This is a genomic window from bacterium (assembly GCA_016703265.1).
Classification (GTDB): Bacteria; Krumholzibacteriota; Krumholzibacteriia; order LZORAL124-64-63; family LZORAL124-64-63; genus CAINDZ01.
The window spans coordinates 283,772-301,559 of the sequence record JADJCK010000007.1 but is presented as its reverse complement, the minus strand read 5'-3'; the positions used below and the strand labels follow the sequence as shown (position 1 = coordinate 301,559).

General features: G+C 69.7%; 15 protein-coding genes. 3 read left to right on the top strand and 12 right to left on the bottom strand.

The window, feature by feature from the left end:
• Nucleotides 1-4: 4 nt before the first annotated feature.
• From IPG61_15130 to IPG61_15100, 7 genes are all read right to left on the bottom strand, one after another.
• Nucleotides 5-358, bottom strand: a complete 354-nt coding sequence (locus IPG61_15130) for a hypothetical protein (GenBank protein ID MBK6735382.1) — start codon at nucleotides 356-358, stop codon at nucleotides 5-7.
• 100 nt (nucleotides 359-458) lie between these two features.
• Nucleotides 459-857, bottom strand: coding sequence for a translation initiation factor Sui1 (locus IPG61_15125; GenBank protein ID MBK6735381.1), 399 nt, complete (start codon nucleotides 855-857; stop codon nucleotides 459-461).
• A complete protein-coding gene (locus IPG61_15120) occupies nucleotides 844-2,589 on the bottom strand; it encodes a hypothetical protein (GenBank protein ID MBK6735380.1) in 1,746 nt (581 codons plus the stop codon). Before IPG61_15120 ends, IPG61_15125 begins: the two co-directional genes overlap by 14 nt.
• A 74-nt stretch (nucleotides 2,590-2,663) precedes the next feature.
• Nucleotides 2,664-4,079: a hypothetical protein gene (locus tag IPG61_15115; protein ID MBK6735379.1), complete on the bottom strand. Its 1,416-nt coding sequence runs from the start codon at nucleotides 4,077-4,079 to the stop codon at nucleotides 2,664-2,666.
• Nucleotides 4,076-4,978, bottom strand: coding sequence for an ABC transporter ATP-binding protein (locus tag IPG61_15110; GenBank protein MBK6735378.1), 903 nt, complete (start codon nucleotides 4,976-4,978; stop codon nucleotides 4,076-4,078). The genes IPG61_15115 and IPG61_15110 overlap by 4 nt, the downstream gene beginning before the upstream one ends.
• Nucleotides 4,971-5,369, bottom strand: coding sequence for a GntR family transcriptional regulator (locus IPG61_15105; GenBank protein ID MBK6735377.1), 399 nt, complete (start codon nucleotides 5,367-5,369; stop codon nucleotides 4,971-4,973). Before IPG61_15105 ends, IPG61_15110 begins: the two co-directional genes overlap by 8 nt.
• Before the next feature lie 222 nt (nucleotides 5,370-5,591).
• Complete coding sequence (locus IPG61_15100; GenBank protein ID MBK6735376.1) at nucleotides 5,592-6,224, bottom strand: hypothetical protein; 633 nt, start codon at nucleotides 6,222-6,224, stop codon at nucleotides 5,592-5,594.
• 267 nt (nucleotides 6,225-6,491) lie between these two features.
• On the opposite strand from IPG61_15100, the gene IPG61_15095 reads away from it, so the two are divergent.
• The 3 genes from IPG61_15095 to IPG61_15085 are packed head-to-tail and all read left to right on the top strand — an operon-like array spanning nucleotide 6,492 to nucleotide 11,181.
• Entirely contained in the window at nucleotides 6,492-7,742 is a 1,251-nt protein-coding gene (locus IPG61_15095; GenBank protein ID MBK6735375.1) for a PEGA domain-containing protein, read from the top strand.
• The gene (locus tag IPG61_15090) at nucleotides 7,739-9,115 is read left to right on the top strand and encodes a hypothetical protein (protein ID MBK6735374.1); all 1,377 of its coding nucleotides are present in this window, start codon (nucleotides 7,739-7,741) and stop codon (nucleotides 9,113-9,115) included. The genes IPG61_15095 and IPG61_15090 overlap by 4 nt, the downstream gene beginning before the upstream one ends.
• Before the next feature lie 32 nt (nucleotides 9,116-9,147).
• On the top strand, nucleotides 9,148-11,181 hold the full coding sequence (locus IPG61_15085) for a TlpA family protein disulfide reductase (GenBank protein ID MBK6735373.1): 2,034 nt from the start codon (nucleotides 9,148-9,150) through the stop codon (nucleotides 11,179-11,181).
• A 22-nt stretch (nucleotides 11,182-11,203) separates the two neighbouring features.
• On the opposite strand, the gene IPG61_15080 is transcribed toward IPG61_15085, so the two are convergent.
• From IPG61_15080 to IPG61_15060, 5 genes are all read right to left on the bottom strand, one after another.
• The gene (locus IPG61_15080; protein ID MBK6735372.1) at nucleotides 11,204-13,165 is read right to left on the bottom strand and encodes a hypothetical protein; all 1,962 of its coding nucleotides are present in this window, start codon (nucleotides 13,163-13,165) and stop codon (nucleotides 11,204-11,206) included.
• Between the two features lie 106 nt (nucleotides 13,166-13,271).
• Nucleotides 13,272-14,570, bottom strand: a complete 1,299-nt coding sequence (locus IPG61_15075) for a response regulator (protein MBK6735371.1) — start codon at nucleotides 14,568-14,570, stop codon at nucleotides 13,272-13,274.
• A gap of 134 nt (nucleotides 14,571-14,704) precedes the next feature.
• Nucleotides 14,705-15,265: a LemA family protein gene (locus tag IPG61_15070; GenBank protein ID MBK6735370.1), complete on the bottom strand. Its 561-nt coding sequence runs from the start codon at nucleotides 15,263-15,265 to the stop codon at nucleotides 14,705-14,707.
• A complete protein-coding gene (locus IPG61_15065) occupies nucleotides 15,262-15,942 on the bottom strand; it encodes a hypothetical protein (GenBank protein ID MBK6735369.1) in 681 nt (226 codons plus the stop codon). The genes IPG61_15070 and IPG61_15065 overlap by 4 nt, the downstream gene beginning before the upstream one ends.
• An 8-nt stretch (nucleotides 15,943-15,950) precedes the next feature.
• On the bottom strand, nucleotides 15,951-17,747 hold the full coding sequence (locus IPG61_15060) for a DUF1446 domain-containing protein (GenBank protein MBK6735368.1): 1,797 nt from the start codon (nucleotides 17,745-17,747) through the stop codon (nucleotides 15,951-15,953).
• Between the last annotated feature and the right edge of the window lie 41 nt (nucleotides 17,748-17,788).

Here is a 17,788-nt window from a genome sequence, read left to right as displayed (position 1 = left end):
GAATTCAAAGCGAGACCCAGCCGTTGACCGCGGTATAGGCCAGACCCCGGCGCTGCAGGGCCGCAATATGGGGATCAGTGAGAGCTGGGGTGTTCCACATCAGGAGGATGCGCGGCGCCGGCGTGACCGGCGTCGAAGGAGACCGCCGAAGACCATGGTCGTCGACCAGTGCAGGTCGGTCGTGCCGGCATTGCCGATGGTCAACTGACGGACGCTGCCCGCCGTTGGCCAAGGCTTCCGTGAGTGCCGGAGGATCAACAGGGCGCGGTTGGGCCTGCGCAGGTTCGCCGGCGGCCAGATTGACGACGAGGGCTAGGGTGATGGCTGCGACGAAGCGAAGGCAGGGCTGGAACGACATGGCGCCTCCTCGAGGCTCAGCGTGAAGCACGGCATGCGCGGCGATCATAAGCGTCGGCAATCGATTCACGTGTGGACCGTAGGCCGGCGCGCCGGGCCCGTCAACTACTGGATTCAGGGTCCCCTGCTGCGCGTACCCTCAGCCCCCCCGCCCGCTTCACCGTCCACCCCCGCGCCTGCAGCAGCGTCATCAACCGGTCGCGGTGCTCGCCCTGGATCTCGATGACGCCGTCGCGCACCGTGCCGCCCGAGCCGCAGGCGCGCTTCAATTCTCCGGCCAGGTCCTTCAACGCCGCCGCGTCGAGCGGCACGCCGGTGACCACGGTCACGCCGGCGCCCTTGCGCCCCTTGGTCTCGCGGGCGACGCGCACAACGCCGTCGCCGCGCGTGCTGTTCGGGCCGGCCTTGGCGCAGCGGCATTCCGCGACTGGCGCGCCGCAGCCCGGGCAGGTACGGCCGCCGTCGCTCGAATAGACGAGTTTGTTGTCACGGTCCTTCATCAATCCGCACTTCCGATGCAGCGCCGCTGCCGGTGTCGGGCGTCCGTCGCGCCGTGGCAACCGTCTGCAACATGTACTGCACGCGCTCGTTTCCGGGATCCAGCGACCAGGCCTTTCCAGGTGTGCCAGCGAGGCGATGCCGTCGCCCTGCTTCCAGTCCAGCACCCCGAGGTTGTACCAACCTTCCATCGAATCCGGCTCGAGCGCCAGCGCCTTTTCCATGGCGTTGCGCGCTTCGGCGTACAGCCCGGCCTCGCTCAGGGCGACGCACAGCGCCCGCCAGTTCAGCGCACTCTCCGGCGTTGCCCCACGGCTTCGCCGAAAAAGCCCGCGCACGCTCGGGCCGTCCAGCCGCGAGCTCCAGCTGCCCCAGAAGCAGGGATGTTCCGGGATCGATCACGCCCTGCACCGCGAAGGCGTCGTGCGCATACTGCAGGTCGGGACCTGCCTGCGCTGCGCAACCGGCCGCCAGGTACAGTCGCGCACGCATGGCCCGCACGATGTCCGGCCGAAGGTTGCGCCGAACGAGCATCTCACAGCATTCCAGGGCGCGCAGGCGCGCCTTTTCGCGGGCAGCCGGATCGACTTCCTCCACAGCCAGGGCCATCTGCCGGGCCAGGAAACCGAACGGCGATCCGCCCGCGAAAGCGCCGTCGCCGGTCGTGAAGAAGGGCACGCCGGCCGCGGGAAATCCGAGCACGAGCGGCGCGGCAGTCGTGCCTTCGGTTGGGCGTGCGAACCACAGGGGTGCGCGACTGTGCGCACGCTCGTAGCAGCGACCCGCATCTCGGTCACCGGCCAGTTCGCAGACAAGTCCGGCATCCTGCCAGTAGACATCGGCCAGAGGCATGTTGTGGAACCGGCGGTCGTCGATATCGCCGAGCGCCCAGCGGGCGCCGGCAAAGTCGCCGTCCGCCAGCAGCGCCTGCGACCGGATCCAGTCGTTGGCGAACGAACCCGGGGAGGCCTCGTAGCCGGCGCTCAGCGACGAGGTGTGCCGGTACTCGATCGGCGGCATCCGCACCGTCCAGTCGATGGCTTCGGCGGTTCGCCCGCTGCCGGCCAGGCAGAGCCCGTGGATGAGCGCTTCCGGCCCGTCGGGCCGGCGCCCCTGACGGCCGACCATCATCGTCGCCGCGGCTTCCGCCTGCTCCCACATGCCAAGGCGGCTGCAGGCAAGAGCCAGGGCCCAACCTGCGGTGCGTCGCAGGCTCGCGCACATTGCGGCTGCATCCTTGTCCGCTTCATCGACGTCGGCATCCTCGAGCAGGCGCAGCGCCCGACTCCAGTCGGCGATGGCCGCGCGCGGCTCTCCGGCTGCCTTGCGGACCAGGCCGCGGGCCACGAGCGCCGTGAGGCAGCAGGGGTCGGCGGCCAGGGCGGCCGTGAAGTCGGCATGCGCAGTCACAAGCTGGTCATTGGGGCGAAGAAGCTGGGAGCCGTGGAGCCCCGTGCGCCACCGGGACAGGCAACCTCGACTGAAAACCACATCGAGACTGCGCGCCACCTTCCCGTCGCGGGCGCGGAATTCGCCGACCCAGGGCTCACAGGCTGCCGCAGCTCTCGCCGCGAGGGCGGCCCGCGCCTCCGGCGGCAACGCCCGGAGTGTCGCCACTTCCACCGCGAAACCCGCGGTATCGGGCAGCGCCGCGGGTTCCGGACAGGCGGCACGGACAGCGGCCGCGCTCAACAGGAAGACAAGGACGGAAGCTGAACGGCACCAAAGGGGCATCAGGCATCCTTCCGCTCGGGGCCCGCCTGTAGGTACCGAACCGGCGCCGGCCTGACAAGCGCCGGCCGCCGATCCTAGTGCGGCAGATCCGCCTTCTCCCACCAACGTCGCCGCAGCTGGTACGCCACGGCCAGTGCGACCAGGGACAGCGCCGCCATGATCGGCACGGAGACACGGTACGGCAGCGAGCAAAGGAGTCCATGGCCCCAGATGAAGGACATGACCAGGAATACACGGCAGCAGACTGTGCCCTGCGGCCGCAACGCCACGCCCAGCCAGGCGAACGGCGCCAGCATGGGAACCAGCCAGATGCCGTGCGGCAGCGGCGCGCTGTAGGTGACCGGGCGGCCATTCCAGGTCAGCGGCGGCAGCACGGCGGCGAGGAGCTGGAACACCGCGGCCGTCAGCAGTGTCCCGCCGAGAGCCAGCAGCATCATGGGCCCCAGCAGCGCCACCTCCGCGCGGAAGCCGGTGCGCCGCGAGCACGAGGTCATCGGCGCCGTGAGCAGCATGGCCGCGAGACTGAAGAACGGCCAGCTGGCCCACTGGTAGACCAACCCCGCGAACCAGAAATCCAGCATGCCCTCGCGAGTGCCGCCATCGACATACCCGCCCGACACCATCATCACCGGGATGCCGACCCAGCAGCACCAGCAAACCAGCTGCGCACGGTGAAAGTCATGGCGACGTCCAGGGCCAGCAGTTGCCGGATGCGGGCCAGGACCGGGCGACCTCCGGTCACGCGCGATCGCCGCGAGGCCGAACAACCGGTCGATCAGGCGCCGCCGCCAGACCGGCCCTGCCCGGCACGTACGTGGCAACCTGCTGCTGCTTGTACGCAACCATGCGTTCGGACGAAACAGGTCGTCCGCGCCGAGCACCAGCGTGCCGTGCAGTCGCCGGTACAGCCCCGGCCGCGCCAGACTGCGCCCGAGCAGCCACAGCAACAACACCGCAGCCACCAGCCACGGCCACGCCGTGTCGAAGACCGCATCCAGTTCACCGGACTTCGACTTGTAGCCCAGGTATCTGGCCGGGAACCAGAGGTACCAGATCCAGATCGGGATCTGGAACGACCACGGGATGTAGAGCGTCGCCAGCGCGAACAGCGCGTGGACACACAGCACCGAACCGGCCACCATCAATGGGCGCATGCCGCCGAAGTCCGGATGGAAAGCACCCAGCAATGCAGCCATCACCACGGCGAGCCCGGCCGCCCAGGAGAACTGGGCCGTCAGGAGTTTCCGGCGCAGCCCCGGCTGGAAGAAGGCCGGGCTGGCCGCCATGATCTCCTTGTGCGACGTCGTCACCGCACAGGTGATCTGCGCGGTCATGAACAGCGCGCTGAACAACGCCATCGCCTGGCTGCCCGACCTGAAGACCGACACGACAACGACCACCAGCGGCACCGCCACGCCGAGGCTCATCCGCGTGACCAGCCGCCCCGGCCTCGGCACCAGCAGCCGGCGATTCAGACCCATCGCGTTCATACCTTCCTCCCGTCGGCGGTGGCGATGAGCCGGTAGATCTCCTCGAACTCGAGGCCGCGCACCCGGGCCTCGACGCCGAGAGCGCGCGCGGCCGCCTCGACCTGGTGGCGCGGCACGTGCCCGCACACGGCCATCGCGCGCCGCCGGTCGCCCGTCACCGTCAGCAGGCCGGGCAGCGGCAGCGGGTCGGGCAGGTCGGCGCCGACGGCGGTCACATCGACGCGATGGTAGGTCTCGCGCAGTTCATCCAGCGACTGGTGGCAGTGCACCTGGCCGCTGTTGATGACCAGCACGGTGTCGACCACCTTCTCGACATCGCTCAGCACGTGCGACGAGATGAGGATCGTGCGATTCCCGTCCTGGATCAGTTCCATGACCAGCCGCAGGAAATCGTTCCGCGCGACGGGATCCAGCGAGGCCGCCGGCTCGTCCATGATCAGCAGGTCCGGTCGCGGCGCCACCGCCACGAGGATCGCCAGGCGCTGCCGCAGGCCCGGCGACAGCGTGCCCACGCGTTTGGCCGGATCCAGCGCGAAGTCGGCGAGCAGGCGATCGGCGAGCGAGGCATCCCACCGTTCGCGCCCCGCGCGCACGAAGGCGATAGTCTCGCCCACGGTCAGCCATTCCATCAGCTGCGGCACCTGGCTGACGTAGCCGATGCGCGCCAGCGCCGCATCGTCCAGCTTCGCCGCCGGCATCCCGAACGTCTCGACCGTGCCCGAGGTGGGCAGCAGCAGCCCCGGCAGGTGCCCCATCAACGTGGTCTTCCCGCTGCCGTTGGGCCCGAGCACGCCGACGATGGTGCCGGGCAGCAGGTCCAGGCTCACGTCGTCGAGGGCTCGCGTCGAGCCGTAGTGCTTGCTGACCGCGCGCAGGCGGACAATGGGCTGCTCACTCATGGTCGTTCCCCTCTTCAACGCGGAAGTCCCGCATGTGTCCGCAAAGGCGGCGAGCCGCCTCGTCTTCTTCGATCTGCATCTGCACCAGCAGCGCGGCGGCGCTGCGCAGCTCGCGGTCGAGCAGGTCCTCGCGGTCATCGCGCGTGTTGCGCCGCACGGCGGCGGCCACGAACAGGCCCACGCCGCGGCGTCGTTCCAGCACGCCCGCGTCGACCAACGCACTGTAGGCCTTGCTCACGGTCATCGGGTTCACGTGGACGCGCGCCGCCAGGCCCGCCACCGGCTCCACCTGGTCGCCGGGTACGAGACCGCCGGTCAGCACCATCCGCTTCACCTGATCGATGATCTGGCGGTAGATGGGTGTGCCGTCGCGCGGGTCGATGTGGATCACGGCCGCCTGTCCTGTCCGTCGGGTCCGGGACTGTTAGCGTATTAGTATTGTAATATACTCAAAACTCGCAACATGGGTTGCAGGAAAAATCGGAAAAATCGTGAGGCCGATCTGAAGTCCCATAACATCATGCGGTCATTGATTTTACAAAGCGTCGCCGGAGCCTGCCCGGTCGAACCCGGACCTTGCCCGAGTTCGCGCAGGCTCCGGCGCTGTGGTGCCTCACCGGAACAGGCTCTTCACCTCGCCCCACCGCGCGTTCTCGCGGACATTCCAGTCGCCAAACCAGAACACCGGGCGGTTGAAGGCGCCGCTGACCGGCATCATCCCGACCAGGTCGTCGCCCGTGTCCTCAGCGTCGACGTAAGCCATCACGCCGGAAATGGACTGCGGCGTGGCGGTGCTCAGCAGGTAACCCGCGCGGTTGTTGCCGAACGACAGCACGCGAACGGTGGCCAGCGTGGCCGCCCGCGAGCTGCTGACCGGAACGGCGCTGGCAAAGCCGACGATCAGGTTGTTGGTGCTGCCGACGTTGATCGCCAGCGCCGGGAATTCCACGCTGAGCAGCATGTCGCCGCTCGGCGGCACGATGCCGCACTCGAAGCCCGCGACCGACCCCACATCGCGCGTACCCGAGCCGCCGAACCCGTCGTTCACCGGGTTCAGGAGCACCAGGTAGAGGGCGTGCTGCGTGTAGGGGTCGATCGCGACCTGGTCGACCGTGCCGCCCGTATCGTAGAACAGGCCCAGGAGATTCGAATCGTCGGCGCGGCCGGAAGCCGGCAGCAGGCAGGTCAGGAGAAACAGCATCGGCATCGCGGCCGACAGCGAGGACTTCGCGAGGTTTTTCCACATGGCACACACCCCGGGCGGTGGCGAGGTTCAGGACCCCGACTCGGCTCCGACCGCTGTGCGGGCCCGGTCCGGGGCCCGGCCAGGCGGGATGGCGCGTCCCGCCGTGTTGTCCGCCAGGGAGGCGGACTGAACGTACGGAGAGGGCGGCCGCCGGACAATGCCCGGCCCGCCGCGGCAGCCCGGTTGACCCCGGCGCGCGCCGCCGACTATACTTGCCGATGTGCGGCCGGCGCCGCGCGAAACCGAGCCACCCGGGGGAATCCACGCATGGCCAACCGCACCGCAGCCCGCCTCGCGTTCTTCACCGCCGTCCTGGTGCTGGCGCTGTCGCTGCTGGCCGCCTGCGGTCGCGTGGCCCCGAGCTACGAACCGGCCAACCTCACAGTCACGTCGACGCCACCCGGCGCGGCGATCCTGCTCGACGGCCGCGACACCGGCCAGGTCACGCCCTACACGTTCACCGGCGTGAGCCCGACGTCGCATGAAGTGCGCGTGAACCTTGCCGAGTGGCACGCCGATCCCGAATCCATCGCCCTTGAACTCAGCCCCCTCGATGACGCCGAAGTCAGCTTCACGCTCTTCCAGACGGGACTGCGCGTGACCAGCGAACCGGCGGGCGCGCACATCCTCGTCGACGGCGTGGACACCGGCAGGATCACGCCGGCGGTGGTGGCCGGCCTCGATCCCGGCACGTACGAGGTGTCGCTCGCCCTCGAAACGTGGCTGTGCATTCCGGGAGCGGTGACGATCGAGGTCGTCGAAGGCGCCATCGCCGAAGTCCCTGCCGAAGCCCTGCGCCTGCGTTCACGCCGCACCGTGATGCTCGAGAGCTTCGGCAATGTCAACTGCGCCACGTGCGCCCAGGCGGCCGAGAACCTGGTAGCGGTCACGGACAGTGACGGCTTCGGCCCGGACCGCGCCCTGTTCCTCGAGTTCAGCGTGAACTGGCCGAGCCCGATCGACCCGTTCTACCTGGCCAACCCCACCGAGAACTCCGACCGCTTCACCTACTACTGGGTGATGGGCGCACCGGCGCTCTATGTGAACGGTGGCATCCAGACCTATCCGCTGAACGCGGACTCGACGGCTGCCGCGGTGACCGGCCGGTGGGCGACGGACCCGGGCTTCCTGGTCGATGTCGCGGCCAACGCCGCCGCAGGCGCGTCGGTGCCGGTCACGGTCACATTGACGCCGCTGGTCGACCGCGACCTGGCCGGCGCGGTGCTCTACGTTGCCCTCTACGAGAACCTCATCTCCTATGCGACGGCTCCCGGCAACAACGGGCAGACCGTGTTCCACCACATGTTCCGCGACCGCATCGACGTGCCGCCCGCGCTCGGCGCGCTGGTTGCCGGGCAACCGGTGGTGCACGAGTTCGCTCTCAATCGCGGTTCGGCCGACCCAGCCAACGTGACGGTGGTCGCCTTCGTGCAGCGCGTGGCCGACCGCGTGGTCCTGCAGGCCGGCTCGAATCGCCCCGAAGTGCCGTCGGCGGCGGAACTCGGCGGTGCGCGATGAGCGCCCGCACCCGTTTGCCGGCCCTTGCCCTCGGGCTGCTGATGCTGGCGCAGCCGATCACCGCCGTGGCCCAGTATTCCTTCGACTGGGTGATCGCCGACAGCGGAGCGGTGGACCAGTTGAACAGCACCACCACCTTCCACACCGACATCATCAACACCGGCAGCATCGCCGACAGGTACCGGGTCACGCTCACGGCCGACATGCCGGCAACCTGGCTGACGACCATGTGCGATGCCGGCCTGTGCTATCCGCCGTTCATCACGACGCTTGAGTTCAACGTGGCGCCCGGCGACACGCTCTACGTCGGCATCAACATCACGCCGATGATCGACAGCGGAGCCGGCACTTCCACCGTCACCGTGGCCAGCATCAATGCACCGGCCCAGACGTCGACGGCAGGATTCTCGGTGCTGACCCCCGGCGCCGACGTGCTGGTCGTCGACGCCGACGGCGTTGCCGGCGTCCCGTTGCCCGTTGTCGAGGCGGTGGCGACCGCCGGGCGCACGACTGCCGTCTGGGACCGCGCCGCTTCCGGCAAGCTGGCGCCGGCAGAACTGGCCTCGTTCGCGGCGATCGTCTGGCATGCGGGCGAGTCCCTTTCGGGCCTCGATGCCGACGACCGCGCGACGCTGGCGGCCCACCTGGCCGGCGGTGGCCGCCTCCTGCTCGGCGGCGCCAACCTGGCCTTCGCTTCCTGCGACCCGGCCGGCGCACGGTACGACGCTGCCGCCGTCAGCTGGTACGCAGCGACGCTCGGCGTGGGCTACGCCGCCGACTCCAGCGGCACCCCCCTGGTCTCCGGCGTGCCGGGTGACCCGGTGGGCGCCGGACTGTCGTTCGCCATCAACGGCAACGGCGCCAATGCGCTGCCCGACGTGCTGACCGCCCAGGGCGGGAGTGCCAGCCTGCGGTACGCGGGCGGCGCGGTGGCTGCGGTCAGGCGCCAGGGCGCCGCCGGCAAGTCGCTGTTCCTCGGTTTCGACGGAGCCGGCATCGCCGACAACGCGGCACGGTCGGCGTTCATGGCTGCGGCACTCGACTGGCTCGCCGACGATGCCTCGGCGGTGCCGCTGCCTGGCGCATCGACGCCGCTGGGCCTCGGAGCCTTCCCCAACCCCTTCAACCCGCACACGACGCTGTGGGTCGCCAACGACGGCCCGGACGCCGCCGTTGCCGCGCTGGACGTGTACGACCTGCGTGGCCGGCACGTGCGCACGCTTCGCCGCGGCCCGCTGGCCGCCGGCCGCACGGCCGTGTCCTGGGACGGCCGCGACGATGCGGGCCGTTCCCTGCCCACCGGCCCGTACCTGGCAAGGCTCAGCCTGCCCGGCGGCACCATCGCCTCCCTGAAGCTCACCATCGCCAAATGAGGCGGGCCACGAACCTTCACCAGGAGCCCCCGATGTTCGATTCCGGCGCCCGACGTCAGGCCTTCTCACGTTGCCCGGCAGTGCCGCAGGTGCGTGTCCGGCCGCTCATGATCCTCCTCGCGACACTGTTCGTGGCCAGCGCCCCGACCATGTCCGTCGCGGCAGCTGCCGACTGGTCGCTGGAAGATGTTTCCGGCCGGCGCGTGTCCTTTGCCGACGAACTGGCGCGCGGCCCCGTGGTGGTCTCCTTCTGGGCCACCTGGTGCAAGCCCTGCCTGAAGGAGATGCCGCAGCTCGACGCCTTGGCCGCGACCTACGCAGGCCGCGTCACGTTCCTGGCCGTCAATACCGACGACTCGAAGAGCGTGGCCAAGGTCGAGCCCCTGGTGCGCGCACGCGGCTGGGAGAAGCTCACCGTGCTGCTGGATCCCGGCGCCGTCGTGCAGCGGCAACTGCAGGTCGATGCCATGCCCTACCTCGTCCTCTACGACCGCGACGGCAGCGTGGCCTTCCGGCACACCGGCTACGTCGAGGGCGGCGAGGCGGAACTGCAGCTGGCCATCGAGAAGGTCCTGGCGGTAGCACTGCCCGAGATCGGGGCGCCGGCCGACGACGCCGCGACCGACCTTGCCACCGACGTTGCCGTTGACGCAGCGGGCGGCGACGGCGGCCTGCCCGGCGAACTGCTGGCCAGCGATCGCTTCGAGTATTCATACGCGACCGACACGCGTCGCGAGATCGTCGAGAACTGGCTGGACCTCGGCTGGCACCGCGGCAACGTGCGCGCCGGGCTCACGCTCAACTCGCAGGCCCCGGGCGAGGAAGGCGGCCGCCGCAACGAGATCACCCATCGCTGGTTCGAGTTCACGCGCGACGGCGCCACCATCCGCGCCGGCCACTTCCACGGGTTGTTCGGGCGCGGCCTGCTCTTCAACGCCTGGCAGGACCGCAGCCTGCGGATCGACACGAGACTGGACGGCGTGATGGCGACGGTCCGCCGCGGCAGCCTGGCGGCCACCGTGCTGTCGGGCACGCCCTCGGTGAGCGAACTGGATGTCCGCGCCGCCGACCTCGAGTGGAACGCCGGGCGCCAGGTCGTCTGCGGCGTGTCCGGCATCACCTGGCACAACTCGGCCGGCACCGGTACCGGCGCTGTCGACCGCGAGTGGGCCGCCGCGCTGCGCGCCCGGCAGAGCCTGGCGCAAGCCGACTGGTACGTGGAGATCGCGGCGCGCAACCGGTTCTCGCTCGACGCCTTCGACTACGACGCCGCGGCCGACGATCCGCGTGAAGGCTGGGCGCTGTACGGCAACCTGAACTTGTACCGCGGCCCGTTCACCCTGTCGTGGGAAGGCAGCGACTACCAGGACTTCGAACTGCTGTCGCGCGCCGACGGCGTCACGTCGCTGAACCGGCCGCCGGCGCTGGCGCGCGAGTTCATGTGGACGCTCCTGAACCGGGCGCCGCACACCCTCAACGCCAACGACGAGAAGGGCCACAACCTCGACCTGTCGTGGCAGGCGCCGAACGGCGTCGCGGTGCAGGCAAGCGCGTCGCGCCTGCGCCTGCATGACGGCGGCACCGTCTACGAGTCCGTGTACCTCGCGGCAGAGAAGGAAAAGTGGGGCGACTTCGGCGTCGTGGCCGGACTCGGCTTCCAGGACAGCGAAGGCCTGCGGCAGACACTGGCCGCCGAGGTCTCCTGGCGGCGCGGCAACCAGCGCGCGTGGTCGTTCCACGCCGAGCACCAGCATGTGCGCGTGGGCGGCGGCGTGGGGTTCGACCTCGGCGCCTACGACCAGCAGTGGTGCAAGCTGGAATACTCGATGCCGCGGTGGATCTTCGCGGCCATGCTCGAGACGAACAACAAGTACGGGGCGCAGCGCTCGACGAACGAGGACCCGGGCCCGTACGCCGCGATCCAGGCCACACGCAACCTGCCGAACGGGGCGACGCTCAACCTCTGGGCCGGCGAGCGCCAGGAAGGATTCCTGTGCGCGGGAGGCGTGTGCAAGTTCGAGCCCGCATTCAGCGGCCTCGAGTTCTTCGGCACGCTGCGCTGGTAGGGCCGGCGCCGCGCCTCACCGTTCAGGCAAGCGGATCCAGTCGCGTGAACGCCTCGTTCAGCGCGCCGACGGTGGCCGCGTCGCGGCCCTCCATGTAGTAGCGCAGCACGGCGTCCGTGCCCGACGCGCGCAACTCGAACCACAGGCCCGCGAACTCGATGAGCGTGCCGTCTCCGGCCCGGAACGCGCGGGTCACGGGCGGCAGGGCCGCATCGGCCGGCAATCGCGCCGCCAGTGTCGCGGCCACCTCCGCCGGCGTCTTCCCTTCCAGCGCCGCAAAGAAGGCAACCGTCGCTTCCTTGCGCGCGTTGCCGGCGGCCTTGGCCGCTTCGCGCGCCTCGCCCGTGAGCGCCTCGTCGAACAGCGTCAGGTCACGGCGTTCGTAGAAGCGGAACGTGGTGTCGTAGCGGTCGAGCGCGGCCAGGTAGTAGCCCGCGAAGCTCCCGGCCTCCGCATGCAGGCGTGCGGCCAGGCAGAGCGCCAGCACGCCGATCTGCATGGCGTCCTTTTCCTTCGGCGCCAAGCTGTGCCGCGCCCCGTGGCGGCTGGCCACCGGTTCGGCAAAGCCCATCGCCGCGCCGCCGCTCTCCTCGGCCATGATCAACAGGCGCGGCTTCGGGCCGAACGCGGTCTCGCGCCCGTTCACGTCGCGCGCGGTTGCCGTCGCCACGCCGGCTGCCACCTGCTTCTCGAGGCTGCCCACCAGCTCCGCGAAGTACTTGAATCCCACCGGCACCTGGAAGGTGGGCAGGTTCGCGCCCGTGCGGCGGCCAGTGACCTCGGCAATCTCGCCGATGCTGCGACTGGTGGGGAACGTCGTCGCCGTCACCCAGTCGTGAGCAGACAGGGCGCCGGCCGCGGCCAGTCCCTCCAGCTTGAGCGCGGTCAGCATGAAGTAGATCTGGTTGGGCTTGAAGAAGACGAGGCAGCGGTCGGCGTCCAGCGCATCCACCTCGAGGCCTGCCGCCCCTGCGGCCGCGGCCAGGCTTGCCGGCGCCGTAGTCACCATGTTGAACCGGTCGCCGTCGGGATCCCAGATGAAGAAGACGTCGCACCGGCGCTCACGCAGCAGGGCCTGGGCTCCCACGTTCTTGTAGACCTGCCACTTGCCGGGGTCCACGCCGTGGTTCCGGCCGTCCACCTGGCCGATGCCGTGGTAGTCGCTGTGCTCGGCTTCGTGCGTGAAGAAGACGGTTCCCGATTCGCCGCAGGAGATGTCGAGCGCCGCGAACACGCGGCGCGCCGTGGCGGCCATCGAACCGCCCTCGGTGCAGTACGCCGCGCGGAAGCCCTTCGCGGCGGCCGGCGCGATCGCTTCCAGCAGCGGCGCCGGAACAACCTGCCGAAGCACGTCGACGTAGGCATCGACGGGGTCGAAGTCGCGGCTGATGAGCGGATCGTCGCACGCCGCCAGGTTGATGCTGACGCCGCCGGCCACGGCTGCCGCCACCAGCTCGCGCACGCCCTGCTCGATCAACGGGGCCATCTCGATCAACTGGCCGCCGTCACCGTCCATCGGCTTCCAGCCGCCCTTGTAGCTCTGGCTGTGCGACGCCGTGAAGTTCTCGCCGCCGTCCAGTTCGTCGTGGAAGACGCCGAACGACGACAACCAGATCGGCGTGGTGCGCATCCCGGCCGGGCGCAGGTGCACCCGCAACCCGTGCGCGGCGTAGATGCGGGCCGCCAGGTCGATCAGTTCCTGCGTGTGCGGGCGCACCTCGCCGCCCACATGGAGCGCCTTCAGGCCGCGCGCCACGGCCAGCCGGGCGCGCGCCTCGAGGAAGACCGCCGCCGTCAACGCATTGAACGGCACGCCGAGGTTGAAGAAATCGGCGGGATCGAGCAGGTCGCGATAGCCGGCAGTGCCCAACTGGAACTGACGGGCCCAGTTGGGCAGCTTCGCGGCGGCGCACAGCGCGGGATCCAGGTGAATGGTCTCGCGGCCGGCGGAAAACGGCGTGAACAGCGGGCGGCTGGTCGGCATGGCTCGGGCTCCCGGCTCGGGCTGAAGGCAGGCGTGCACGGCACTTCCGGGAGCGAATATAGCGGAGCCCGCCCGGGTCACCAAGTGCGCGCGCAACGCGCGGCGATCAGGCAGGCTGGATCGAGACCCCGCACCAGCGGTGCAGCTTGTCGACCAGGTCGTCTGGTCGCAACGGCTTGGCGAGATAGTCGTCCATGCCCGCCGCCAGGCACGTCTCATGGTCGCCCGGCATCGCGTTGGCCGTCACGGCGATGATCGGCACGCGGGGCCCGTCCCCCTCCAGGTCGCGGATGGCCCGCGTCGCCTGCAATCCATCCATTGCCGGCATCTGCAGGTCCATGAAGATCGCATCATAGACCCGCTCGCGGGCCATCTGCAGGGCGACGGCGCCGTTCTCCGCCACCTCCACCCGGCAGCCGGCGCGCTCGAGGATGCGCGTGGCCAGGGTGCGGTTGACCAGATTGTCTTCCGCCAGCAGGACAGTCAGGTGAGCGTCGGCTTCCGGCGGGCATGGCTCGTTCGCCGGCGCGGGTGGGGTCACGTTGCCCAGCGGCTGCGCGCTGGTGCCGACAGCGGCCCCGACGACGCGCGCCGGCGCCACGGGGCACAGCGACATCTCCACCCTGAAGATGAACGTAGCGCCGCGGCCGTAGACACTCGAGACCCCGAGTGACCCGCCCATCAGCCGCGCCAGGCCCTGTCTGACCGCCAGCCCCAGCCCCGAGCCGCCGTAGGCCCGCGAGGCGGAGCCGTCACCCTGCGTGAACATGGTGAAGATGCGCTCGAGATCCTCCGGCCGGATGCCCGTGCCCGTGTCGCGCACGGAAATCGTCAGCTCCCCGGTGCCCATGGCACCCCGCATCACGTGCAGCGTCACGGTCACCGTACCGGCTTCGGTGAACTTGACCGCATTGCCCACGAGGTGCCCCAGCACCTGGCAGAACCGCAATTCGTCGCCGAAGACCGGGAGCGGAGTGTCCGCACCGGTCGCCAGGGCGATCGCCACCTGCTTGCCTGCGGCCGCGGGCGCGAATCGCGCGACAGTGGCGGCCATGGCGGCGCGCACATCGAACACGACCGGCTGCAACGCCAGCTGCCCGGACTCGAGGCGCGCCATGTCGAGGATGCCCGTCAGCACCTCGAACAGCGACAGCGACGATTGGTGCATCAACTGGACGTATTCACGGGCCTCGGCCGGCAGGTGCGTCTGAAGCGCCAGTTCGGAGGCGCCGATCAGGCCGTTCAGCGGCGTGCGCAGTTCGTGGCTCATGCTGGCCAGGAACTGCTGCTTGATGTCGGCGGACGCCCGGGCATCGGCCTCGGCGTCCTGCCGGCACAGCGTCTGGTGCGCCAGTTGTTCCTCGAGCTGCGCGATGCGCTCCAGCAGCTCCGCCTCGGTGGTCAAGACAGCCGTCCCCATGCGTCGGGAACCAGCCCCGGGGGCCGTTCCGACGTCGTTGTCGCAGGGCAGGGAGCCCTGTTCCAGTCCGTTTCACGAGGAAGGGATCGGCCGGCGCTGATGAATGCTTACGGGATTCTTTAATCGACGAACGAGACGCCCACAACCGCCCGGACGGCCGACTTTTCGACCTCGAAGAATTCGGCCGCCGTGAACCCGAACATCCCGGCCACCAGATTGCTGGGAAATACCGCGACGCGCGTGTTCAGGTCACGGACGTTGGCGTTGAAGAAGCGCCGGGCGGCCTGGATGCGGTCCTCGGTGTTCGCCAGTTCGTGCTGGAGCTGCAGGTAGTGCGCGCTGGCCTTCAGGTCGGGATAGGCTTCGACCACGGCCAGCAGCCTGTTGACGCTGGTCACGAGCGCCTGCTCCTCGCGGGCCTGCTCGCCGGGCGTCCCGCCCGATGCCGCTGCGCGATCGCGGGCCCGCACGACCGCCTCGAACGTGCTGCTCTCGTGCGCGGCGTAGCCCTTCACCACATCGACCAGGTTCGGGATCAGGTCGTAGCGGCGCTTGAGTTCGGTGTCGATGCCGGACCATGATTCGTCCACCATCTGCCGCAGGCGGACCATGGTGTTGTAGGTCAGCACGCCCCAGGTCACGACCAGGACCGGCGGAATCAGGAAGACCCAGGCACTCATGCGTCCACTCCCGTTTGCTGACGGACGATGTAGTCGGGGATGCGCTCGCGGAATCCCTCGATCAGGCCGATGGCGGCCTCGTAGTCGGCAGGCCGCGCCTGGCCGCGCTTGAAGACGGCGATCTCGTGGCTCCCCATCTCGAGGGCGAAGCCCGACGGCGCCGTGAGCATGAACTCCATCATGCGCGCATGGATCACGTCATAGGCCCACTTGCGATCATCGGCCGAGACGTGGAAGCGCGCGCTGAATTCGGCGGACTCGAAGTCGATGTCGTCGGCCCCGAGGAATTCACCCACCTTGTCGAAGGCGTGCTCGGGCCGGATGCGCAGCGGACGCACGGGAAACGGCAGGTCGACGATGGCAACGGCATAGCGGTGCGTCGTGCGGTTCTTCCCGTGGCCGGTCACGTACCGGTAGTCGAACAGCGCCAGCGGCCGCCCGTCCAGCTCGCCGCGGACCAGGCACCCGCAGCGACGCGAGTGCCCACGGGACAGCAGCGCCAGCGCGGGGTGCTCATACAGGGGGCCGCCCTCGCCGCCGGGCCACACGCGCCAGCCCCGCCCCAGGGCCCAGAGCCGCACCGCTTCCTGGCGCTTCTGGTCCTGGAGCCAGAGCCAGATGGCGAGCGCGGCCAGCAACGCCAGGATGACGAGGAAGATCCACGGCTGCGGGGACATCGGCCTCCTCAGTCCAGCCCGCGCAGGAGCGACGACGGCACCTGCACTTCCATCTGCAACAACGCCTGGCTCAGGGTCTTGCCTTGCGGGTCGACCAGCAGGCTGGTTGTCCCGCCCCCGCCGAGCGCACCCTCGAGCAGGAAGTTGAACCCCTCCAGATTGTCCAGGCGGTGGCGCGTGACCGGCCCCTTGACCATGGGCCCGAAGTACTTCTTCACGCGCGCAGCCGTAAGGTACCCGGCCAGCCACTCGTAGATTCGCGGCGAGCGCGCCAGCACGCCGATGTTCGAGGTGTCGCCCTTGTCGCCGCTGCGCGCGTAGCACAACCGGCGCAACGCCACCGCGCGCAGCGCGCCCTTCGGCTGCGTGCGCGACAGGGAACGCGGCTTGATGCCGCTGCGCACCGGCTCGCCCCCCTCGCCCCGGACCGGGAACTCGATGCGACGGTGGGTCTCGGCCCCATCGGCGGCAAAAGTCCGCACTTCGGCAGCTACGCGGTCGCGCCGCAGCAGCGCCGGCCAGTAGGCCACCACCTGCTGGGGACGCGGCCGGCCGCGCGTCGAGACGGCCATGCCCGAAGGCCCGGCCAGGATCAGCGCCGGCAGCGCCTTGGCGAAGTCCTCGAGCTTGGCGGGGTCCGGGTCGCAGGCGCCGAAACGCAGGTAGATCTCGTCGGGCTCGCAGCGGGCCAGGTGCGCCGGCCAGATGCTGCCGGCGCCGACCAGCGACGTGTTCGTCTTGGCGAAGCGGTGGCCCGCCTTCCGCCAGAACACGTCGGCCACGACCTTCGCCTTGTCGCGCACGTCGGGCCCGCAGAGCAGCACCTCGCCGTCGGCCTTCCAGCCGTCCTCGTACGCCATCGACACCTTGAATCGCTCCGGCGCCGGTCCGCCGCGCACGCCGCTGACGCCCACGCGGTCCGGCCCGAGCTCGCGAACCTCGATGGTGTCGAAGAATGCGACACCGTCGGGCGAGATGTACTGGCCCGGGTCGCCCATCTCGTAGACGAGCTGCTCCTTCACCGATTTCGCGCAGACCTTGCCGCCGGTCTTCCGGTGCTTGGTGACGGTGAACGTGCCGTCCGGCGCCATCTCGATGATGGGATAGCCGATGTCGCGGAAGCTGCGCACCTCGCGCCAGTCGGTGAGATTGCCGCCCGAAGCCTGCGCACCGCACTCGATGATGTGCCCGGCCACGATGCCGGCCGCCATCAGGTCCCAGTCGTCCATGGCCCAGCCGAACTCGTGGATCATCGGCGCCAGCGTGATGCCGGTGTCGGTCACGCGCCCGGTCACCACGATGTCGCAACCCTCGGCCAGCGCCGCCACGACGGGCTCGGCCCCGAGGTACACGTTGGCGGCAATGACGCGGTCCCGGACGGGTCCGAACGCGGCCCCCGTCTCCATGTTGGTGAACGATTCGCCGGCGGCGCCCAGCTCCGTGAGCCGGCCGCAGATGTCATCCCCATAGACGACGCCCACCTTCAGCGACAAGCCGCGCTCCCGGACCATCGACTGGATCTTCCGGCCCAGCGCCGCGGGGTTGATCCCGCCGGCGTTGGTGATCACCTTGACGCCGGTTTCGGCGATGATCGGCAGGCAGGTCTCCAGCTGCGTGACGAAATCGCGCGCATAGCCCAGTTCGGGGTTCTTCAATTGCTGCTTGCGCAGGATCGACATGGTGAGCTCGGCGAGGAAGTCCATCGTGATGTAATCGAGGGGGCCGCCGACCAGTTGGCGGCGCAGGGCGTCGAGGTCGTCGCCCCAGTAGCCGCCTGCGTTGCCGATGCGGATCGTCTTCTTCAACGGGCACTCCTTCGGGTCCCGGCGGGCCGGGGCGGCAGGTC